Source organism: Pseudoxanthomonas winnipegensis (assembly GCF_004283755.1).
Lineage (GTDB): Bacteria > Pseudomonadota > Gammaproteobacteria > Xanthomonadales > Xanthomonadaceae > Pseudoxanthomonas_A > Pseudoxanthomonas_A winnipegensis.
Genome location: NZ_SHMH01000011.1, coordinates 56,249 through 73,643, shown reverse-complemented (window position 1 = coordinate 73,643; position 17,395 = coordinate 56,249). Strand labels below are relative to the sequence as shown.

Genomic DNA, 17,395 nt, shown 5'->3' with positions numbered 1-17,395 from the left:
ATTCCTTGCAGGGAGGATTGGCCCGATATCGGGACAGTTGCGAACAAATCCAGGCCAGTGCCGGGCTTGAAACGCGCGCGGGGGGGCGCAAATTGTGCGTGCGCAGACGCACCTCGTCCAATCCGTATAATTGCCCCATGCCCCGTTCCCCCCAACACGAGCATGATCACGGCGTCCTGGTCGAGACCGGCAAGCCCGAGGTCGCGCCGCCGCCGCTGTACCAGGTCCTGCTGCTCAACGACGACTACACGCCGATGGATTTCGTCATCTCGGTGCTGCAGCAGTTCTTCAACATGGACCTGGGAAAGGCCACCCAGGTGATGCTGCACGTCCACACCCGCGGGCGTGGCGTGTGTGGCGTCTACACGCGCGAGGTGGCAGAGTCCAAGGTGGCCCAGGTCAACGAGTATTCCCGGATGAGCCAGCACCCTTTGCTGTGCACCATGGAACAGTCCTGATCCGGCGCGGATCGGTTCCCATCGCCGGCTGAACACCCAGTTCCAAAGGGGCTGTGGAAATCCCCGCGACAGGCCGCATATTGTTGGCAACAGCAGTTGGGAGCCATCCATGTTCAGCAAAGACCTCGAGCAGACCATCGGCCAGTGCTACAAGCGCGCCCGCGAGGCACGCCATGAGTTCATGACCGTGGAGCACCTGCTGCTCGCCCTTCTCGACAACCCCTCCGCGCAGGCCGTCCTCAAGGCGACCGGGGCGGACACCGTGCGCCTGCGCACCGACCTGGACCAGGCGGTCGAGGCCTCGGTCTCGCGCCTGGCCGAGGACGACGGCCGCGACACCCAGCCCACGCTGGGGTTCCAGCGCGTCCTGCAGCGCGCGGTCTACCACGTGCAGTCCTCGGGCAAGAAGGAGGTCACCGGCGCCAACGTGCTGGTGGCGATCTTCGGCGAGAAGGACTCCCACGCCGTCTACTTCCTCAACCAGCAGGACGTGACCCGGCTGGACGTCGTCAACTACCTCTCCCACGGCATCGCCAAGCAGGGCGACGGCGAGGCCGCGCCGTCCGGCGAGCCGGGCGAGGGCGGCAAGGCCGAGGCGGGCGAGGGCGAGGCCAAGGGCGACGCCCTGGCCGAGTACGCCAGCAACCTCAACGAAGCCGCGCGCAACGGCAAGATCGACCCGCTGGTCGGCCGCGCCGAGGAGATCGAGCGCACCATCCAGGTCCTGTGCCGGCGCCGCAAGAACAACCCGCTGTACGTGGGCGAGGCCGGCGTAGGCAAGACCGCCCTGGCCGAAGGGCTGGCCAAGCGCATCGTCGATGGCGATGTGCCCGAGGTGCTGGAGGACGCGGTCATCTATTCGCTGGACCTCGGCGCCTTGGTGGCCGGCACCAAGTACCGCGGCGACTTCGAGAAGCGCCTCAAGGCGGTGCTGAGCGCGCTGAAGAAGGTGCCCAACGCGGTGCTGTTCATCGACGAGATCCACACCATCATCGGTGCGGGCTCAGCCTCGGGCGGCACCATGGACGCCTCCAACCTGATCAAGCCGGCCCTGGCCTCCGGCGAGCTGCGCTGCATCGGCTCGACGACCTTCCAGGAGTACCGCGGCATCTTCGAGAAGGACCGCGCGCTGGCGCGGCGCTTCCAGAAGATCGACGTGGTCGAGCCGACCATCGCCGAGTCCTACGAGATCCTGCAGGGCCTCAAGCCAAAGTACGAGGCGCACCACAACGTCAGCTACGCCGACGAGGCGCTGCAGGCGGCGGTGGACCTGTCGGTCAAGCACATCGGCGATCGCCTGCTGCCAGACAAGGCCATCGACGTCATCGACGAGGCCGGCGCCCGCCAGCGCCTGCTGCCCGAGGACCAGCGCAAGCAGCTGATCGACATCGAGGAGATCGAGACGATCGTGGCCAAGATGGCGCGCATCCCGGCCAAGCAGGTCAGCGCGACCGACAAGGACGTGCTGCAGCACCTGGAGCGCAACCTGAAGATGGTCATCTTCGGCCAAGATCCGGCGATCGAGTCGCTAGCCTCGGCCATCAAGCTGGCGCGCTCGGGTCTGGGCAATCCGGAGAAGCCGATCGGCAACTTCCTGTTCGCCGGCCCGACCGGCGTGGGCAAGACCGAGGTCACCCGGCAGTTGGCCATGCAGCTGGGCATCGAGCTGGTGCGCTTCGACATGTCCGAGTACATGGAGCCGCACTCGATCAGCCGCCTGATCGGCGCGCCTCCGGGCTATGTCGGCTTCGACCAGGGCGGCCTGCTGACCGAGAAGATCGTCAAGACGCCGCACTGCGTGCTGCTGCTGGACGAGGTGGAGAAGGCGCACCCGGACATCTTCAACATCCTGCTGCAGGTGATGGACCGCGGCGTGCTGACCGACACCAACGGGCGCGAGGCGAACTTCAAGAACGTGATCCTGGTGATGACCACCAACGCCGGCGCGGCGCAGGCCTCGCGCCGTTCGATCGGCTTCACCAAGCAGGACCACTCCACCGATGCGATGGAGGTGATCCGGCGCGGGTTCACGCCCGAGTTCCGCAACCGCCTCGATGCGATCGTGCAGTTCCAGGCGCTGGGCTTCGACCACATCCTGCGCGTGGTCGACAAGTTCCTGATCGAGCTGGAGCTGCTGCTGCACGAAAAGCACGTCACGCTCTCGGCCACCCCGGCCGCGCGCGACTGGCTGGCCCAGCATGGCTTCGACCCGCAGATGGGTGCCCGCCCGATGGCGCGCGTGATCCAGGACAAGATCAAGCGCCCGCTGGCCGACGAACTGCTGTTCGGCAAGCTCATCGACGGCGGCAAGGTCAGCATCGACGTGGTCGAGGACGAACTGGTCGTCACCAGCCAGTCCGAGCCCGAGCGCCTGCTGCCGGCGACGGTCGAGTAAGCGCCGTCCGGCGTGCAAGAACGAGAAAGCGGCCTTCGGGCCGCTTTCTTTTTGGTCTCCTGGCGGTCAATGGATCTTCTTGGCGCGTGCGTGTTTCGGCTTCGGGAGGCAGCGGTCCAGCGGGTGTTTCCGGCTTTTCTCTGATTCGGGCGCTCGGCATCCTGCCTCGCGCGTCGAGGCCAGGGCTTCGAGTCGAAGACGTCGTGGCCTTTTCACTCACCAGGCCTCGAGTCGGCCGGGCATGGGTCAGATCAGCCGGGATGGCCGGCGACTGCGCGCGGCGACGTGCGGCCCTCGCGGAGGGCCGACGCAATTCCCGTGGGAGCAACTGTCTCCTCAAATCCCGCAACGTCCCCTGTAGAGCGGAGCTTGCTCCGCTGCTCTTCGTTCGGATCTTGGGGGAAGGCCCCAGCGGAGCGAGCTCCGCTCTACAGGTGGGAGCCGCGAGCTTGGGTCAATTCAAGCGTTTGGCCATGGAGGCTGGCTGAGCTGGCTGTAGATCAGCGCTCAGCCGGTTCCAGGCTGGTTGGCGAAGTGGCGCACCCAGCCTCGCACGTCTGTCATCGACGGGTTGACGCCACCGCACGCAGGCGGAGCGCTTTTCGACCCGAGCTGGGCGCATCCCCGAATCGCGCCCAAACGAAAAGGCAGCCTGCGGGAGGCTGCCTTCGGTGCAAACCGCCGGGGCGGTTTACTTCATGCGGTAGGTGATGCGGCCCTTGGTCAGGTCGTAGGGCGTCATTTCGACCTTGACCTTGTCGCCGGTCAGGATGCGGATGTAGTTCTTGCGCATGCGGCCGGAGATGTGGGCGATGATCTCGTGGCCGTTTTCCAGGCGCACGCGGAACATGGTGTTGGGCAGCGTCTCGGTGACGGCGCCTTCGAATTCGATTGAATCGTCTTTCGACATGGAAGCCTGCTGAGAGTGCGGGAGCGGACATGCTGGCCCGCGAAGCCGCGTATTGTACCCCGCGCGGCCGCCTGTCGCAAAATTCCCGTTAAATGCCTGCCAGATCAGCGACCTGCAGCGCGCCGACGCGATCGGTCCACGGGCCTGGCGCGTCGGGCAGGGCGACCTGGCGCGCGACTTCGGCCAGGAAGACGGCGCGCGGCATGCTGGTCGCGCCCATGCGCAGCAGGTGGTCGTTCTCGACCTGGGCGTCGATCAGCGGCCAGCCCCAGCCGCGCAGCACGTGCGCCAGACCGGCGAGCGCGGCCTTGGAGCCGCCGGAGACCGCGCTGAACATGCTCTCGCCGAAGAACATCCGCCCGATCGCCACACCATAAATGCCGCCGGCGAGCCGCCGGCCGTCCCAGACCTCCAGGCTGTGCGCATGGCCAAGCCGGTGCAGGGCCAGATAGGCCGCCTGCATCTGCGCGGTGATCCAGGTGCCGTCCTGGCCCGGGCGCGGGGCCTGCGCGCAGGCCGCGATGACCTTGGCGAAGGCGGTGTCGGCGCGCAGCACCCAGCCGCTACCGCGCAGCTGCCGGCGCAGGCGCTTGGACAGGTGCACGCCGTCGGTGCGGAACACGGTGCGCGGATCGGGCGACCACCACAGCAGCGGCTGGCCTTCCGAGTACCAGGGGAACACCCCGGCGTCGTAGGCGTTGAGCAGGCGCGCCGGGTGCAGGTCGCCGCCGACGGCCAGCAGCCCGTCCGGCTCGCGCAGGGCCAGGGCCGGGTCGGGAAAGGGCGCGCCCGGATCGGCGTCGAGCAGGAACGGCAGGCGGCGGGTCACCGGCTCAGTCCGCGTCCGGGGCGCGGAACGGCGAGCGCATGGCCAGGACGCGCGCGTGCTCGTGCACCGCGGCGTCTTCCTCGCGGCACCAGCGCGCCAGCGCCTCGCGGAAGTCGGGATCGGCGATCCAGTGCCGGCTGCGCACGAAGCTGGGCAGGAAGCCGCGCGCGATCTTGTGCACGCCCTGCGCGCCGGGCTCGAACCGGGTCAGCCCCTCGCGCAGGCAGTAGTCGATGCCCTGGTAGTAGCAGGTCTCGAAATGCAGCCCGGCCAGGGTCGCATCGGCGCCCCAGTAGCGGCCGTACAGCGTGTCGCCGCCGCGCAGGCACAGCGCGCCGGCGACCGGGCGGTCCTCGTGCTGGGCCAGGAAGATCACCAGTGCGCGTGGCATAGTCGCCGCCAGGTGCCGCAGGAATTCCAGGGTCAGCGCCGGCGAGTTGCCGTACTCGTGGAAGGTCTGCAGATAGAAGCCGTACATCGCCTCCAGGTCGTCCTCGCTGGCCTCGTCGCCATGGACCACGCGGAAGCGCACGCCGGCGCGCGCGACCTTGGCGCGCTCCTGGCGGATGTTCTTGCGGTGCTTGTGGTCCATCGCGCCCAGAAAGGCGTCGAAATCGCGCCAGCCGGCCGTGTTGTGCCACTGGTACTGGACGTCGGTCCGCCCCAGCCAGGTCTCGTCGAAGGCCGCGTCCTCGGCCTCGGTGTGGAAGTTCACATGCGCCGAGGACAGCTCGTTGCGTGCGATATAGCCGCAGATCGCGGTCAGCAGCGCCTGGCGCGTCGCGCCGTCGCGGGCGAGCAGGCGCGGGCCGGTCACCGGCGAGTAGGGCGCCGCGCACAGCCACTTGGGGTAGTACTCCTGGCCGTAGCGCGCATAGGCGTTGGCCCAGGCATGGTCGAACACGAACTCGCCGTGCGAATTGGTCTTCAGATAGCCCGGCGCGGCGGCGACCAGGGTCTCGCCGTCCCACAGCGTCAGGTGGTGCGGGGTCCAGCCCCAGTCGCTGCGCAGGCAGCCGGTCTGCTCCAGTCCGGACAGGAAGGCGTGGCGCACGAAGGGGTTGCGGCCGTCGTACAGCGCGTCCCAGGTGGCGGGCGGAATCGACGACAGCGAAGGCAGCGCACGAAGCTTGAGCATGAAGCGCTGATGCTACGGGCTCAGCTCCAGCAGGTCGATGGTGGGCGGGTTGAACAGCCGCAGCGGCAGCCCGCTCTCACCGACGCCGCCGGTGGTGTAGACGCGGATGCGACCTTGTGGGCCGGCGTAGGTCTGTTCGCCCTGGTCGAAGCCGTGCTCGACCGGCAGCACGTGCCGGTACAGCCAAGGGATCCGCAGCTGCCCGCCGTGCGTATGCCCGGCCAGCACCAGCAGATGCGGGCGGCTGCGCAGCCGGTCGGCGCTGTCGGGGTTATGGGCAAGGACCAGCAGGGGCCGCTCGGCGGGCAGGGCATCGAGAAAGCGCGCATCGTCCTTGCCCGCCCAGCGATCGCCCAGGCCGGCCAGCGTGAAGCCCTTGAACGGCAGCGCGCGGCCTTCGATCACCTGCACGCCATGGCGCGCCAGCGCCTGGCGTAGCGCGCGGTCGATGTCCGGACCGGGCTTGCCCTGGTCGTGGTTGCCCAGCACGGCGTAGGTCGGGGCCTTAAGCCTGGCCAGCGGCGCCAGCAGCGCGTCGAGCGACTGGCCCTGCGGCTGGTACGTGAGGTCGCCGGCGATCAGGACCGCGTCGGCATGTTCGGCGTTGGTGCGCTCGACCACGCGCTCGAGGAAGCCGGCGCCCTTGAACAGGCCGACATGCGGGTCGCCGATCAGCGCGATGCGGGCGCTGGCTCCGGTCCCCGCCAACACGGTGTGGCGCACCCGCAGCAGATTCGGCTCGGCGAAGCGCGCCCAGGCGAACAGCAGATCGCCGGCGAGCAGCACGGCCAGCCCCAGGCGCAGGCCAAGGCGGCGCGCCCGCCACAGGCCCCACAGCACGACGGCGGCGACCGGCAGGGCCAGCCAACCGCCGTCGAGCACCCAGGCCCTCAGCAGGCCGTGGGCGTCCATTCCCAGCGACACCACCGCCTGGGCAGGGATCAGGCGCCCTTGTCCAGATAGCGCTCCGCATCCAGGGCGGCCATGCAGCCGAAGCCGGCCGAGGTGATCGCCTGGCGGTAGTGCTGGTCGGCCACGTCGCCGGCGGCGAACACGCCCGGCACCGTGGTCTGGGTCGCATTGCCGTCCAGGCCGGACTGGATGGTCAGGTAGCCGTTGTTCATGCCCAGCTGGCCCTCGAACAGGCTCGTGTTGGGCGTGTGGCCGATGGCTACGAAGAAGCCGTGCACCTTCAGGTCCTGCGTGCTGCCGTCCAGCACCGACTTGACCCGCAGGCCGGTGACCCCGGCCTCGTCGCCCAGCACCTCGTCCACGACGTGGTGCCAGACCGGCACGATCTTGCCGGCGTCGATCTTGGCCTGCAGCTTGTCCTGCATGATCTTCTCCGCGCGCAAGGTGTCGCGGCGGTGGACCAGGTAGACCTTGTTGGCGATGTTGGACAGGTACAGCGCCTCTTCCACGGCGGTGTTGCCGCCGCCGACCACGGCCACGTCCTGCTCGCGGTAGAAGAACCCGTCGCAGGTCGCGCAGGCCGACACGCCGCGGCCCTTGAAGGCCTCCTCCGACTCCAGCCCCAGGTACTTGGCCGTGGCGCCGGTGGCGATGATCAGCGCGTCGCAGGTGTACTCGTGGCTGTCGCCGGACAGCTTGAACGGGCGCTGGGACAGGTCGGCGGTGTGGATGTGGTCGAAGATGACCTCGGTCTCGAAGCGCTCGGCATGGGCCTGCATGCGCGCCATCAGGTCCGGGCCCATCAGCCCATGGGCGTCGCCCGGCCAGTTGTCCACCTCGGTGGTGGTCATCAGCTGGCCGCCCTGCTGCAGGCCGGTCACGACCACGGGCTTGAGATTGGCGCGCGCGGCGTAGACCGCGGCCGTCCAGCCTGCCGGGCCGGAGCCCAGGATCAGCAGGCGGCTGTGCTTGGAAGTGCTCATGTATACTCGAAAAAGTGGGCTGAAAAGCGCGCAAGCCGGTGTCATCGGGCGTGCTGCGGACCGCACATAGGGTGACGGCGGGGCGGGGGCGAATCAAGGCGCGCCGATGGAATGCACCAGGGCCGCGGCCCCTTCGGATGCCTGCGAGCGCCGATCCGGGCGCCAGGGCTGCCGCGCTCAGAGGCGGCGCTGAATTCCGGATTCGATTCGTTTAGTATCAAGCACTAACACGATATTTCTGAGGTCGGATCCCAAGGTGGCAAAAGCGCTCCCGGAACGCGGCAAATCCAAAGGCGCACCCGCGGCGCGTCGCACCAAGCCGTCCACGCCGCCCAATCCCCGTCGTCAGCGCCTGTGGCGCGATCTGGCGCTGATCGTGATCGCGCCGGTGCTGCTGTACCTGCTGGCCTGCCTGTTCACCTATTCGCCCAGCGACCCCAGCTGGACCCAGTCAGTCAGCGTGACCGGGCAGATCCACAACGTCGGCGGCCGGGTCGGCGCGACCGTGGCCGACCTGCTGCTGGGCTTCTTCGGGTATGTGGCCTTCCTGCTGCCGATCATCCTGGGCGCGATCGCCTGGATCGCGCTGTTCGGCATGGACAAGGACGGCGATGGCGAGTCCGACCTGGGCCCGGCGCTGCGCCTGGTGGGCATGGTCGGATTCCTGATCTCGGCCTCGGGCCTGCTGTACGTGCGCCACATCTCGGCGGTGGACATCGCCAACGGGCCCGGCGGCATCCTCGGGCGCCTGGTCGGGCGCTCGCTGGAGATGCTGTTCGGCGCGCTGGGCGGCAACCTGTTCCTGCTGGTGCTGTTCCTGGTCTCGGTGACCCTGGCGACCGGGCTGTCGTGGTTCGCGGTGATGGAGCGGATCGGGCAGGGCGTCTCGGCGCTGCCGGACCTGCTGCGCCGGGGCAGCAAGCAGGCCGAGGACTGGCAGCAGACCCGCACCCTGCGCGAGCAGCGCCAGGAAGTGCGCAAGGCCGACGCCGAGGTGCGCGCCAAGCGCGAGCCGGTCAAGATCGAGCCGCCGGCCGCGCCGGTGGTGGAGAAGAGCGAGCGCGCCAAGCGCGAGACCCAGATCCCGCTGTTCCACGGCACCGGCGGCACGGCCGACGGCCTGCCGCCGCTGGCCCTGCTCGACGATCCCAAGCCGCAGGCCAAGGGCTATTCGGAAGAGACGCTGGAAGTGCTCTCGCGGCAGATCGAGTTCAAGCTCAAGGACTTCCGCATCGATGTGCAGGTGGTCGGCGCCTATCCGGGCCCGGTGATCACCCGCTTCGAGCTTGAGCCGGCGCCGGGCGTCAAGGTCAGCCAGATCTCCTCGCTGGACAAGGACATCGCCCGCGGCCTGTCGGTCAAGGCGGTGCGCGTGGTCGACGTGATCCCGGGCAAGTCGGTGATCGGCCTGGAGATCCCCAACACCAGCCGCGAGATGATCTATCTCTCCGAGCTGCTGCGCTCCAAGGAATACGACAAGTCGGCCAGCCCGCTGACCCTGGCCCTGGGCAAGGGCATCGCCGGCCAGCCGACCGTGGCCGACCTGGCGCGCATGCCGCACCTGCTGGTGGCCGGCACCACCGGTTCGGGCAAGTCGGTGGCGGTCAACGCCATGGTGCTGAGCCTGCTCTACAAGGCCAGCCCGAAAGAGCTGCGCATGCTGATGATCGACCCGAAGATGCTGGAACTGAGCGTCTACGAGGGCATCCCGCACCTGCTGGCGCCGGTGGTCACCGACATGAAGGAGGCCGCCAACGGCCTGCGCTGGTGCGTGGCCGAGATGGAGCGCCGCTACAAGCTGATGAGCGCGGTGGGCGTGCGCAACCTGGCCGGCTTCAACAAGAAGGTCAAGGACGCCCAGGACGCCGGCCAGCCGCTGATGGATCCGCTGTTCAAGCCCAATCCGGACCTGGACGAGATGCCGCGGCAGCTGGACACACTGCCGTTCATCGTGATCTTCATCGACGAATTCGCCGACATGATGATGATCGTCGGCAAGAAGGTCGAGGAACTCATCGCCCGCCTGGCGCAGAAGGCGCGCGCGGCCGGCATCCACCTGATCCTGGCCACCCAGCGCCCCTCGGTGGACGTGATCACCGGCCTGATCAAGGCCAACATCCCGACCCGCATCGCCTTCCAGGTCAGCTCCAAGATCGACTCGCGCACCATCCTGGACCAGTCCGGCGCCGAGACCCTGCTGGGCCATGGTGACATGCTCTACCTGCCGCCGGGCACGGCCATGCCGGACCGCGTGCACGGCGCCTTCGTCTCCGACGAGGAGGTGCACCGCGTGGTCGAGCACCTCAAGGCCAGCGGCCCGGTGGACTACATCGAAGGCGTGCTGGAAGAAGTGCAGACCATGGGCGATGGCGTGGTGGTCGGCGCGACCGGCCTGCCCGAATCGGCCGGCAGCGACGATCCGGAGGCCGATCCGCTCTACGACCAGGCCGTGCAGATCGTCACCGAGACGCGCCGCGCCTCCATCTCCGGCGTGCAGCGTCGCCTGAAGATCGGCTACAACCGCGCCGCCCGGCTGGTCGAGGCGATGGAAGCGGCCGGCGTGGTCAGTGCGCCCGAGCACAACGGCGACCGCAGCGTCCTGGCGCCACCGCCGCGCTGAAGCGGCGGGGAACTTCGACGGAGCGGCGCAACGCCGCCCGGCCATCCTTCGCTGGATCGTCGAGGCTGCCTCGCCTGCCGCGCGCGGGCCTGCAGCCGGATCCCGCCCGTTCGCGGCAGCCGCCATGGCCCGCCGATTCAGATTGGACGCGTCACACTTGCCGCATCACGACATCAGGGGTTTTGCATGATCCGCATGCTGAGATTGGCCGTGTTGGGCACGGCGCTGCTGGCCGGCACCGCGCTGGCCGACGCGCGCGCCGAGCTGGTCGCCTTCACCAACGGCCTCAAGGGCCTGGACGCGCAGTTCAGCCAGACCGTCTACAACGCCAACGGCGCGGTGAAGGAGCGCTCCAGCGGCCGCGTGGCGCTGTCCACGCCGGACCTGTTCCGCTGGGAGTATGCCAAGCCCTACGAACAGCTGATCGTGGCCGACGGCAGGAAAGTCTGGATCTACGAACCGGACCTGCAGCAGGCCACCGTGCGCGACCAGGGCAGCGAGGCGCAGAGCAGCCCGCTGGCCGCGCTGCTCAAGCCCAAGGAACTGGACGCCAAGTTCGACGTCTCCCAGGCCCCGGCCGCGCAAGGCCTGGAATGGATGACGCTCACGCCCAAGCGGGATGATGCGACCAGCGGCTTCGAAGTGGCCGAACTGGGCTTCGCCAACGGCCAGCTCAAGCGCATGAAGGTGACCGACGCGGTCGGCCAGCGCACCGAGGTGGAGTTCAGCGGCTGGAAGCGCAACCCGGCCTTCGCCGCCGGCACCTTCAGCTACAAGCCGACCGCCGGCGTGGACGTGGTCGGCGCGGCGCAGTAAGGCCGTCGCGACGACGCCTGGGCGCGCACCGCCTACAATGGCGGTGTGGCCCGCACCCGCACTTCCCAGCCTCCCACCGACGATCTGCTGAGCGTCGATCGCAGCGCGTTGCAGCCGCTGGCCGAGCGCATGCGCCCGCGCACGCTCGACGAGATGGTCGGCCAGCGCCGCCTGCTCGCGCCGGGTACGGCGCTGCGCCGCGCGATCGAGTCCGGGCGCGTGCATTCGATGATCCTGTGGGGGCCGCCGGGCTGCGGCAAGACCACGCTGTCGCTGCTGCTGGCGCAGTACGCCGATGCGGAATTCAAGGCGATCTCCGCGGTGCTCTCCGGACTGCCGGAGGTGCGCCAGGTGCTGGCCGAGGCCGCGCACCGCTTCGCCCAGGGGCGGCGCACGGTGCTGTTCGTCGACGAGGTGCACCGCTTCAACAAGGGCCAGCAGGATGCGTTCCTGCCGCATATCGAGCGCGGCACGATCCTGTTCGTCGGGGCGACCACCGAGAACCCGTCCTTCGAGCTGAACTCGGCGCTGCTCTCGCGCTGCCGCGTGCACGTGATGGAGGCGGTCTCGCCGGCCGACATCGCCCAGGCGCTGCGCCACGCGCTGGAAGACAGCGAGCGCGGGCTGGGCGGGCAGGGGCTGGAGGTCTCCGATGAGGCGCTGATGCAGATCGCCGGCGCGGCCGATGGCGACGTGCGCCGCGCGCTGACCCTGCTGGAGATCGCCGCCGAACTGGCGGTGGACGAGGGTGGCCAGGTTACCGAGGCCACGCTGGTGCAGGTGCTGGCCGACCGCACGCGCCGCTTCGACAAGGGCGGCGAGCAGTTCTACGACCAGATCTCGGCGCTGCACAAGTCGGTGCGCAGCTCCAATCCGGATTCGGCGCTGTACTGGCTCACGCGCATGCTCGATGGCGGCTGCGACCGGGCCTATCTGGCGCGCCGGCTCACGCGCATGGCGATCGAGGACATCGGCCTGGCCGATCCGCGCGCCCAGCAGATGGCGCTGGAGGCCTGGGACATCTACGAGCGTCTGGGCAGCCCGGAAGGGGAGCTCGCGCTGGCCCAGCTGGTGCTGTACCTGGCCGCCACCGCCAAGTCCAACGCCGGCTATGCCGCTTTCAACCAGGCCAAGGCCGAGGTCCGCGAGACCGGCACCCAGGAGGTGCCCATGCACCTGCGCAACGCGCCGACCAAGCTGATGAAGGGCCTGGGCTACGGCCAGGGCTATCAGTACGACCACGACGCCGAGGGCGGCATCGCGCTGGACCAGACCGGCTTCCCCGATGCGATGGGCGAGCGCATCTACTACCAGCCGGTCGAGCGCGGGCTGGAGATCAAGCTCAAGCAGAAGCTCGATGCCTTGCGCGCGGCGCGCGCCCAGGCGCGGGCTGACAAGGCGCGCTGAAGCGGCTATCGTCGCGGCCCACAGGAGATGGCATTCCTCCTCGAACCGCCGGCGGCGCGACCGTCGTGCTGATGATGCCTGCCCAACCCCACGCCGGGGTGGCAGGTGCGTGCCCCGGCATCGATCCTTCGGAGACCGTCATGCCGCAACACGCCTTACACCCCTGTCTTGTCCTGTCGCTGCGCGCCGAGCGAGGTGCGGCATGAATCCGTCCCTGTGGTGGCAGCAGCTGGCGCTGGTGATGGGCGGCGGTGCGCTGGGCGCGGGCCTGCGCTTCTGGATCGGCGGGCAGATGCTGCGCCAGTTCGGCAGCGGCTTCCCCTACGGCACGCTGGCGGCCAACTTCATCGGCTCGCTGGTTGGCGGTTTCCTGCTGGTGTGGCTGGAGAATCGCGGGCCCTCGGCGCTGTACCTGCGCGCGTTCCTGGTGGTCGGCATCCTGGGCGGGCTGACCACCTTCTCCTCGCTGATGATGGAAAGCCTGATGCTGGCGCGCACGGGGCGCGGCATGGTGGCCTTCGCCAACCTCGGGGTCAGCCTGGCCGGTGGGCTGGTGCTGGTCGCGCTGGGCGCCTGGATCGCGCTGCAGCTGCGGCCGGCGCCCTGAGCGCCGGCCCCATGCTCAAAGCTTGCGCACGCGGAAGCTGCGGCCCTTGATCTTGCCGGCCGACAGGCGCGCCACGGCCTTGTCGGCCTGACCGGCCTGCACGGCGACATAGCTGCGCACCGGGCCGATCATGATCTTGCCGATCGCGCTGCCGGGCAAGCCGGCGTCGCCGGTCAGGGCGCCGAGCAGGTCGCCGGGACGCAGCTTGTCCTTCTTGCCGCCGTCCACGCGCAGGGTGGCGAACGGCGCGCGCGGCGGCTGCGCCGGGCGGCCGGTGGCCAGCGGGGTCTTCATCCATTCCAGCGGCGCGCCGGTGAGTTCCTCGAGCATCCGCGCCCGGGGCAGTTCGCGCGGGGCGACCAGGCTGAAGGCCAGGCCGCTGCGTCCGGCGCGCGCGGTGCGGCCGATGCGGTGGGTGTAGGTGTCGGTGTCGGTCGGCAGTTCGTAGTTGAACACCGCGGCCACGTCTTCCACGTCCAGGCCGCGCGCGGCCACATCGCTGGCCACCAGCACATTGCAGCTGCCGCCGGCGAAGCGCACCAGCACCTCCTCGCGATCGCGCTGCTCCAGGTCGCCGTGCAGGGCCAGCGCCGAGAAGCCGTAGCCCTGCAGCGAGTTGGCCACCTCGTCCACGTCCTTGCGCGTATTGCAGAACACCACGGCCGGCTCCACGCGCTGGGCCAGCAGCAGGCCGGCCAGGGCCTTCTGCCGCAGGGCGGGTTCGACCTCGCAGAAGCGCTGCAGGATATCCGGCGCAGCGGCGGCGGTCTGGCCTGCGGCCACTTCGAGCGGCTCGCGCAGCATGTCCTGGGCGATGCCGCGGATCGCCTCGGGCCAGGTGGCCGAGAACAGCAGGCTCTGCCGGGTCTTGGGCGTGCGCCCGACGATCTCGCGGATCTGGTCCTCGAAGCCCATGTCCAGCATGCGGTCGCCCTCGTCCAGGACCAGCACGCGCACGCCGTTCAGATGCAGGGCCTTCTTGCGCATCAGCTCCTGCACGCGGCCGGGCGTGCCGACCACCACGTGCGGATCGTGCTCGAGCGAGGCCAGCTGCGGTTCCAGCGCCATGCCGCCGCACAGCAGCGAGACCTTCAGATTGGGCAGGCCGACGGCCAGGCGACGCACGGCGCGGGCGACCTGGTCGGCCAGCTCGCGCGTGGGGCACAGCACCAGCGCCTGGGTCTTGACCAGGCCGGTGTCCACCCGCGCCAGCAGCCCCAAGGCGAAGGCGGCGGTCTTGCCGCTGCCGGTCGGCGCCTGGGCGATGAGGTCGCGCCCGTCGAGAACGGCCGGCAGCGCGCGCGCCTGGATCTCGGTGGGGCGGGTGTAGCCGGCGGCGTCGAGGCCGCGCCGCAGCGCGTCGCTCAGCGGCAGTGTCGAGAAATCATCCATGCACCATGATCGCATGGCGCACCGTGCGGCTCGCGCTTCTGGCAGCGCTTCGAAGGCTTGGCCCTCCAGCGCAGCGCATCGCCCGCGCTAATCCTCGAGCGCATCCATGTCCTTGTCGCGCAGCGCCAGGAACGCCCAGAACGGCAGGCCGCGTTCGCGCCAGGCCAGCTGCGCCTGGTCCAGCACCGAGACCAGCGTGTCGAAGTCGGCCTCGTTGCGCGCGTGCAGTTCGCCAGCGCTTTCCAGCAGCAGCACGTAGCCGGCGCCGGGCAACCAGCTCAGGTCGCGCAGGCCATCCAGCAGGCCATCCCAGTTGCGTCCGGTGCCCAGGGGAAAGTCCAGCGCCACGGCGACGCGCAGCAGCAGGGTCTGCTTGTCGCGCACGCCGAGCAGGTCGATCCGCCGCAGCACCAGGCGCGCGCTGAAGGCGTAGGCGGCCAGCACGTCCAGGTCCTGCATGCCGACGAAATACACGCCGGCGCGGCTGGCGTCCTCCAGATGCGGATCCTGATCGGCGTTCATGGACGCGGCACCTGGAACGAGCGGAAGCTCTCGTAATGGTCGGCGGTGTACCAGTACGCGCGCGGCGGTGTGCCACCGGTGATGATCCGGCGCGCGCCGCGGTTGGGTGCGCCGGGCGTTCGCACCGTGTACTCGTGGTACCAGCCGCGCGGCTGGGCGGGCAGGCGTCCCTCGTAGTTGCCGAAGACCGTGCCGTCCTGCGGATACGGGAAGGGTCCGCCGCGCGCGATCAGCGCCAGGGTGTCGCGCGCCTCGGGCGGCAGGAAGGCGGGCAGGGCGTCGGCCTGCGCCGCCGCGCCGAAGGCTGTGGTGGCGATCGGCGCCGGTGTGCTTTCGGTGGCAGGCCGCGGCGCGCGCGTGGCCTGCCAGGCGACCGCGGCGATCGCCACAGCGACCAGCAGCAGCCGTCCACGTCCCTGCCAGAATCCTTGTGGGCGCGGTCCCCGACCCGACATGCCCTTCCCCATTCAGCTTGGAGCCGGCAGTTTGGTCGCAGCGCCCCGGCTTGTAAACCAAGGCGGCGTCTGGCCACGGATATTCACGTCTTCGCGGCGGCCTTCAATCCGGCTGCGCGGCGTCCGGTCAGCGCGGCGTCTGGTCGGTGCGCAGCACCGGATACAGGCCGTAGCGCGTATCCCAGGACGGGTGCCGGCGGGCGAAGAACTCCAACCGCGCGCGCGGGCTGGCGGCGAAGGCCGCATCGTCCTTCAGGCGCTGCTCGAAGGCCGCCTTGACCTGCGGATCGCGCAGCATCTGCCGCGCCACGTCCTCGGCCACGTAGCTCTCCATGTATTCCTTGCGCTCGAACGCGGCGTTGAACAGGCCCCACTGCAGCAGCGAGTCCGGCGCGTCTGGGTCCAGCAGCGCCACCACCAGCCGCGCGCGCGGCTGGGCGATAGGCACGAACAGGCTGCCGGCAGGCAGCTGTGCGGATTCGTCGGCCCAGGCGCCGGCGAGCTTGAGGCGCTGGTGGCCTTCGGTGGAGGTCTTGTCGAAGTCGATGCGCGTGGCGCGGTAGGCCTGCGCCGGCGCATCCAGCGCCGCGTCGAGGCGGCGGTACTGCAGCCCGTGCGCGCGCAGCCGCGGCTCGACCATCGGCGCCCAGGCGACCGGCACCAGGTAACCGGCGCGCGGCGCGGTGGTGGTCACCGCCGGCTCCATGGTGTCGCGCAGCGGGATGTGCCAGACCTGTGGGGTGTCTTCGTCGTAGCGGGTCATCAGCCCGCCGGAGACCTCCGAGGGCGTGCGCGTATAGGCATAGCCGAGGAAATCGATCATGCGCGGGGTGTCGTTGGCCTTCCAGTCCAGCACCTGCGGCTGGCCGCCGAGCCGGGTGGCCGCCTCATCGGCCGCGGCCGCATCGCCGCGCCAGGCCGCGCCGTGCACGGCGGCCTGCTGCAGCACGGCGACGATGGCGTTGCCGGTGATCGCCACGCGCTGCGGATAGCGCAGCCAGGAGTGCGTCTCCACCAGCACGCCGAAGCGGTTGCGCAGTTGGAAGTAGCCGTGCGAGAAGCGCGGCGGATAGATCTCGTCGGCGAACCCGGCCGCCGGATTGTCGTTCTCGGCCAGCGAGGGATAGAACGGCAGGGCGTGCGAGCCCTGGCGGTCCAGCTGCGCGATCATCGCCGCGCGCAGCGCCTGGCCGTCGCGCTGCAGGGTGGCATCGCCCTCGTGCGAGGGCTCGACCTGCACCGAGATGTCGTGGCGGAACTTGGCCCCGTCGGTGACATGCAGGTCCATGGCGATCAGCGGGTCCCAGGCATCGACCAGGGCCAGCATCGCCTGCATCTCCGGCGCGTCGGCCTTCATGTAGTCGCGGTTGAGGTTGAGGTTCTGCGCGGTGGCGCGGAAGCCCATTTCTTCCGGGCCGCGCTGGTTGGGGCGATTCCAGGGTCCGAAGCGCTCGTGCCCGTCGGCGTTGAACACCGGTACGAACAGCCAGACCACCTTGTCCAGCGTGCCCTTGGCGCGCTTGCTCTCCAGCAGCTGGCGGGCGACGAGGAAGCCGGCGTCCTTGCCATCGATCTCGCCGGGATGGATGCCGCCCTGGATCAGCACCACCGGCAGGCCGCGGGCGCGGGCCGCGGCGGGATCGAGCGCGCCGCTGGTGGAGATGGCCATGGCGTGCAGCGGCCGGCCCTCGGGCGTGGTGCCGAAGTCGAAGCAGCGCACCGCCTGCGGCCAGCGCGCGGCGAAGGCGGCGCACAGGCGCCCCACTTCCTCGTAGCGGCCGGTCCTGGTGAAGCCGGAGGCTTCGGAGGCGCTGATCAGCGCCGCATCGCTGGGCGCGGCGGCGACCGGCGCCAGGGGACTCAACAGCAGACAGGCGAGCAGGGCGGGGCGCAGGCGCATCGGGACGGGCAGGGTTGGTGTAAGGGGCGGCCATCATGCCAGCGATGCCGC

At 69.7% G+C, this 17,395-nt stretch carries 15 protein-coding genes and 1 riboswitch; of the genes, 6 read left to right on the top strand and 9 right to left on the bottom strand.

The window, feature by feature from the left end; genetic code table 11:
• The first annotated feature begins 137 nt into the window (after window positions 1–137).
• Window positions 138–458: an ATP-dependent Clp protease adapter ClpS gene (gene clpS / locus EAT51_RS18660; protein WP_130518580.1), complete on the top strand. Its 321-nt coding sequence runs from the start codon at window positions 138–140 to the stop codon at window positions 456–458.
• Window positions 459–567: 109 nt separating this feature from the next.
• Entirely contained in the window at window positions 568–2,853 is a 2,286-nt protein-coding gene (gene clpA, locus EAT51_RS18655; RefSeq protein ID WP_130518578.1) for an ATP-dependent Clp protease ATP-binding subunit ClpA, read from the top strand.
• A gap of 691 nt (window positions 2,854–3,544) precedes the next feature.
• Here the strand turns inward: clpA and infA are convergent.
• From infA to trxB, 5 genes are all read right to left on the bottom strand, one after another.
• Entirely contained in the window at window positions 3,545–3,763 is a 219-nt protein-coding gene (infA, locus tag EAT51_RS18650; RefSeq protein WP_130518576.1) for a translation initiation factor IF-1, read from the bottom strand.
• A gap of 88 nt (window positions 3,764–3,851) precedes the next feature.
• Window positions 3,852–4,592, bottom strand: coding sequence for a leucyl/phenylalanyl-tRNA--protein transferase (gene aat, locus EAT51_RS18645; protein ID WP_130561896.1), 741 nt, complete (start codon window positions 4,590–4,592; stop codon window positions 3,852–3,854).
• A 4-nt stretch (window positions 4,593–4,596) separates the two neighbouring features.
• Window positions 4,597–5,730 (bottom strand): GNAT family N-acetyltransferase, encoded by a 1,134-nt coding sequence (locus EAT51_RS18640; RefSeq protein ID WP_130518572.1) that lies wholly within the window; start codon window positions 5,728–5,730, stop codon window positions 4,597–4,599.
• 12 nt (window positions 5,731–5,742) lie between these two features.
• Window positions 5,743–6,642 carry a metallophosphoesterase gene (locus EAT51_RS18635; protein ID WP_130518570.1) on the bottom strand — a complete coding sequence of 300 codons (900 nt, stop codon included), beginning with the start codon at window positions 6,640–6,642 and terminating at the stop codon, window positions 5,743–5,745.
• 29 nt (window positions 6,643–6,671) lie between these two features.
• A complete protein-coding gene (trxB, locus tag EAT51_RS18630) occupies window positions 6,672–7,625 on the bottom strand; it encodes a thioredoxin-disulfide reductase (RefSeq protein ID WP_130518568.1) in 954 nt (317 codons plus the stop codon).
• 256 nt (window positions 7,626–7,881) lie between these two features.
• On the opposite strand from trxB, the gene EAT51_RS18625 reads away from it, so the two are divergent.
• From EAT51_RS18625 to crcB, 4 genes are all read left to right on the top strand, one after another.
• On the top strand, window positions 7,882–10,245 hold the full coding sequence (locus EAT51_RS18625; protein WP_130518566.1) for a DNA translocase FtsK: 2,364 nt from the start codon (window positions 7,882–7,884) through the stop codon (window positions 10,243–10,245).
• A 186-nt stretch (window positions 10,246–10,431) separates the two neighbouring features.
• Window positions 10,432–11,061 carry an outer membrane lipoprotein periplasmic chaperone LolA gene (gene lolA, locus EAT51_RS18620; RefSeq protein ID WP_130561895.1) on the top strand — a complete coding sequence of 210 codons (630 nt, stop codon included), beginning with the start codon at window positions 10,432–10,434 and terminating at the stop codon, window positions 11,059–11,061.
• A 129-nt stretch (window positions 11,062–11,190) separates the two neighbouring features.
• Window positions 11,191–12,468, top strand: coding sequence for a replication-associated recombination protein A (locus EAT51_RS18615; protein ID WP_228257999.1), 1,278 nt, complete (start codon window positions 11,191–11,193; stop codon window positions 12,466–12,468).
• Between the two features lie 14 nt (window positions 12,469–12,482).
• Window positions 12,483–12,556, top strand: a riboswitch (Fluoride riboswitch).
• A 114-nt stretch (window positions 12,557–12,670) separates the two neighbouring features.
• Window positions 12,671–13,075 carry a fluoride efflux transporter CrcB gene (gene crcB / locus EAT51_RS18610; RefSeq protein ID WP_130518560.1) on the top strand — a complete coding sequence of 135 codons (405 nt, stop codon included), beginning with the start codon at window positions 12,671–12,673 and terminating at the stop codon, window positions 13,073–13,075.
• 15 nt (window positions 13,076–13,090) lie between these two features.
• Here crcB and dbpA read toward each other — a convergent pair whose 3' ends face one another.
• The 4 genes from dbpA to EAT51_RS18590 all read right to left on the bottom strand — a co-directional run bounded on the left by dbpA (window position 13,091) and on the right by EAT51_RS18590 (window position 17,344).
• The gene (dbpA, locus tag EAT51_RS18605; protein ID WP_130518558.1) at window positions 13,091–14,467 is read right to left on the bottom strand and encodes an ATP-dependent RNA helicase DbpA; all 1,377 of its coding nucleotides are present in this window, start codon (window positions 14,465–14,467) and stop codon (window positions 13,091–13,093) included.
• Window positions 14,468–14,554: 87 nt separating this feature from the next.
• Window positions 14,555–14,989 carry a barstar family protein gene (locus EAT51_RS18600; protein ID WP_130518556.1) on the bottom strand — a complete coding sequence of 145 codons (435 nt, stop codon included), beginning with the start codon at window positions 14,987–14,989 and terminating at the stop codon, window positions 14,555–14,557.
• Complete coding sequence (locus EAT51_RS18595) at window positions 14,986–15,444, bottom strand: guanyl-specific ribonuclease (RefSeq protein ID WP_130518554.1); 459 nt, start codon at window positions 15,442–15,444, stop codon at window positions 14,986–14,988. Before EAT51_RS18595 ends, EAT51_RS18600 begins: the two co-directional genes overlap by 4 nt.
• A 127-nt stretch (window positions 15,445–15,571) precedes the next feature.
• Entirely contained in the window at window positions 15,572–17,344 is a 1,773-nt protein-coding gene (locus EAT51_RS18590; RefSeq protein ID WP_130518552.1) for a M14 family zinc carboxypeptidase, read from the bottom strand.
• Window positions 17,345–17,395 lie beyond the last annotated feature (51 nt).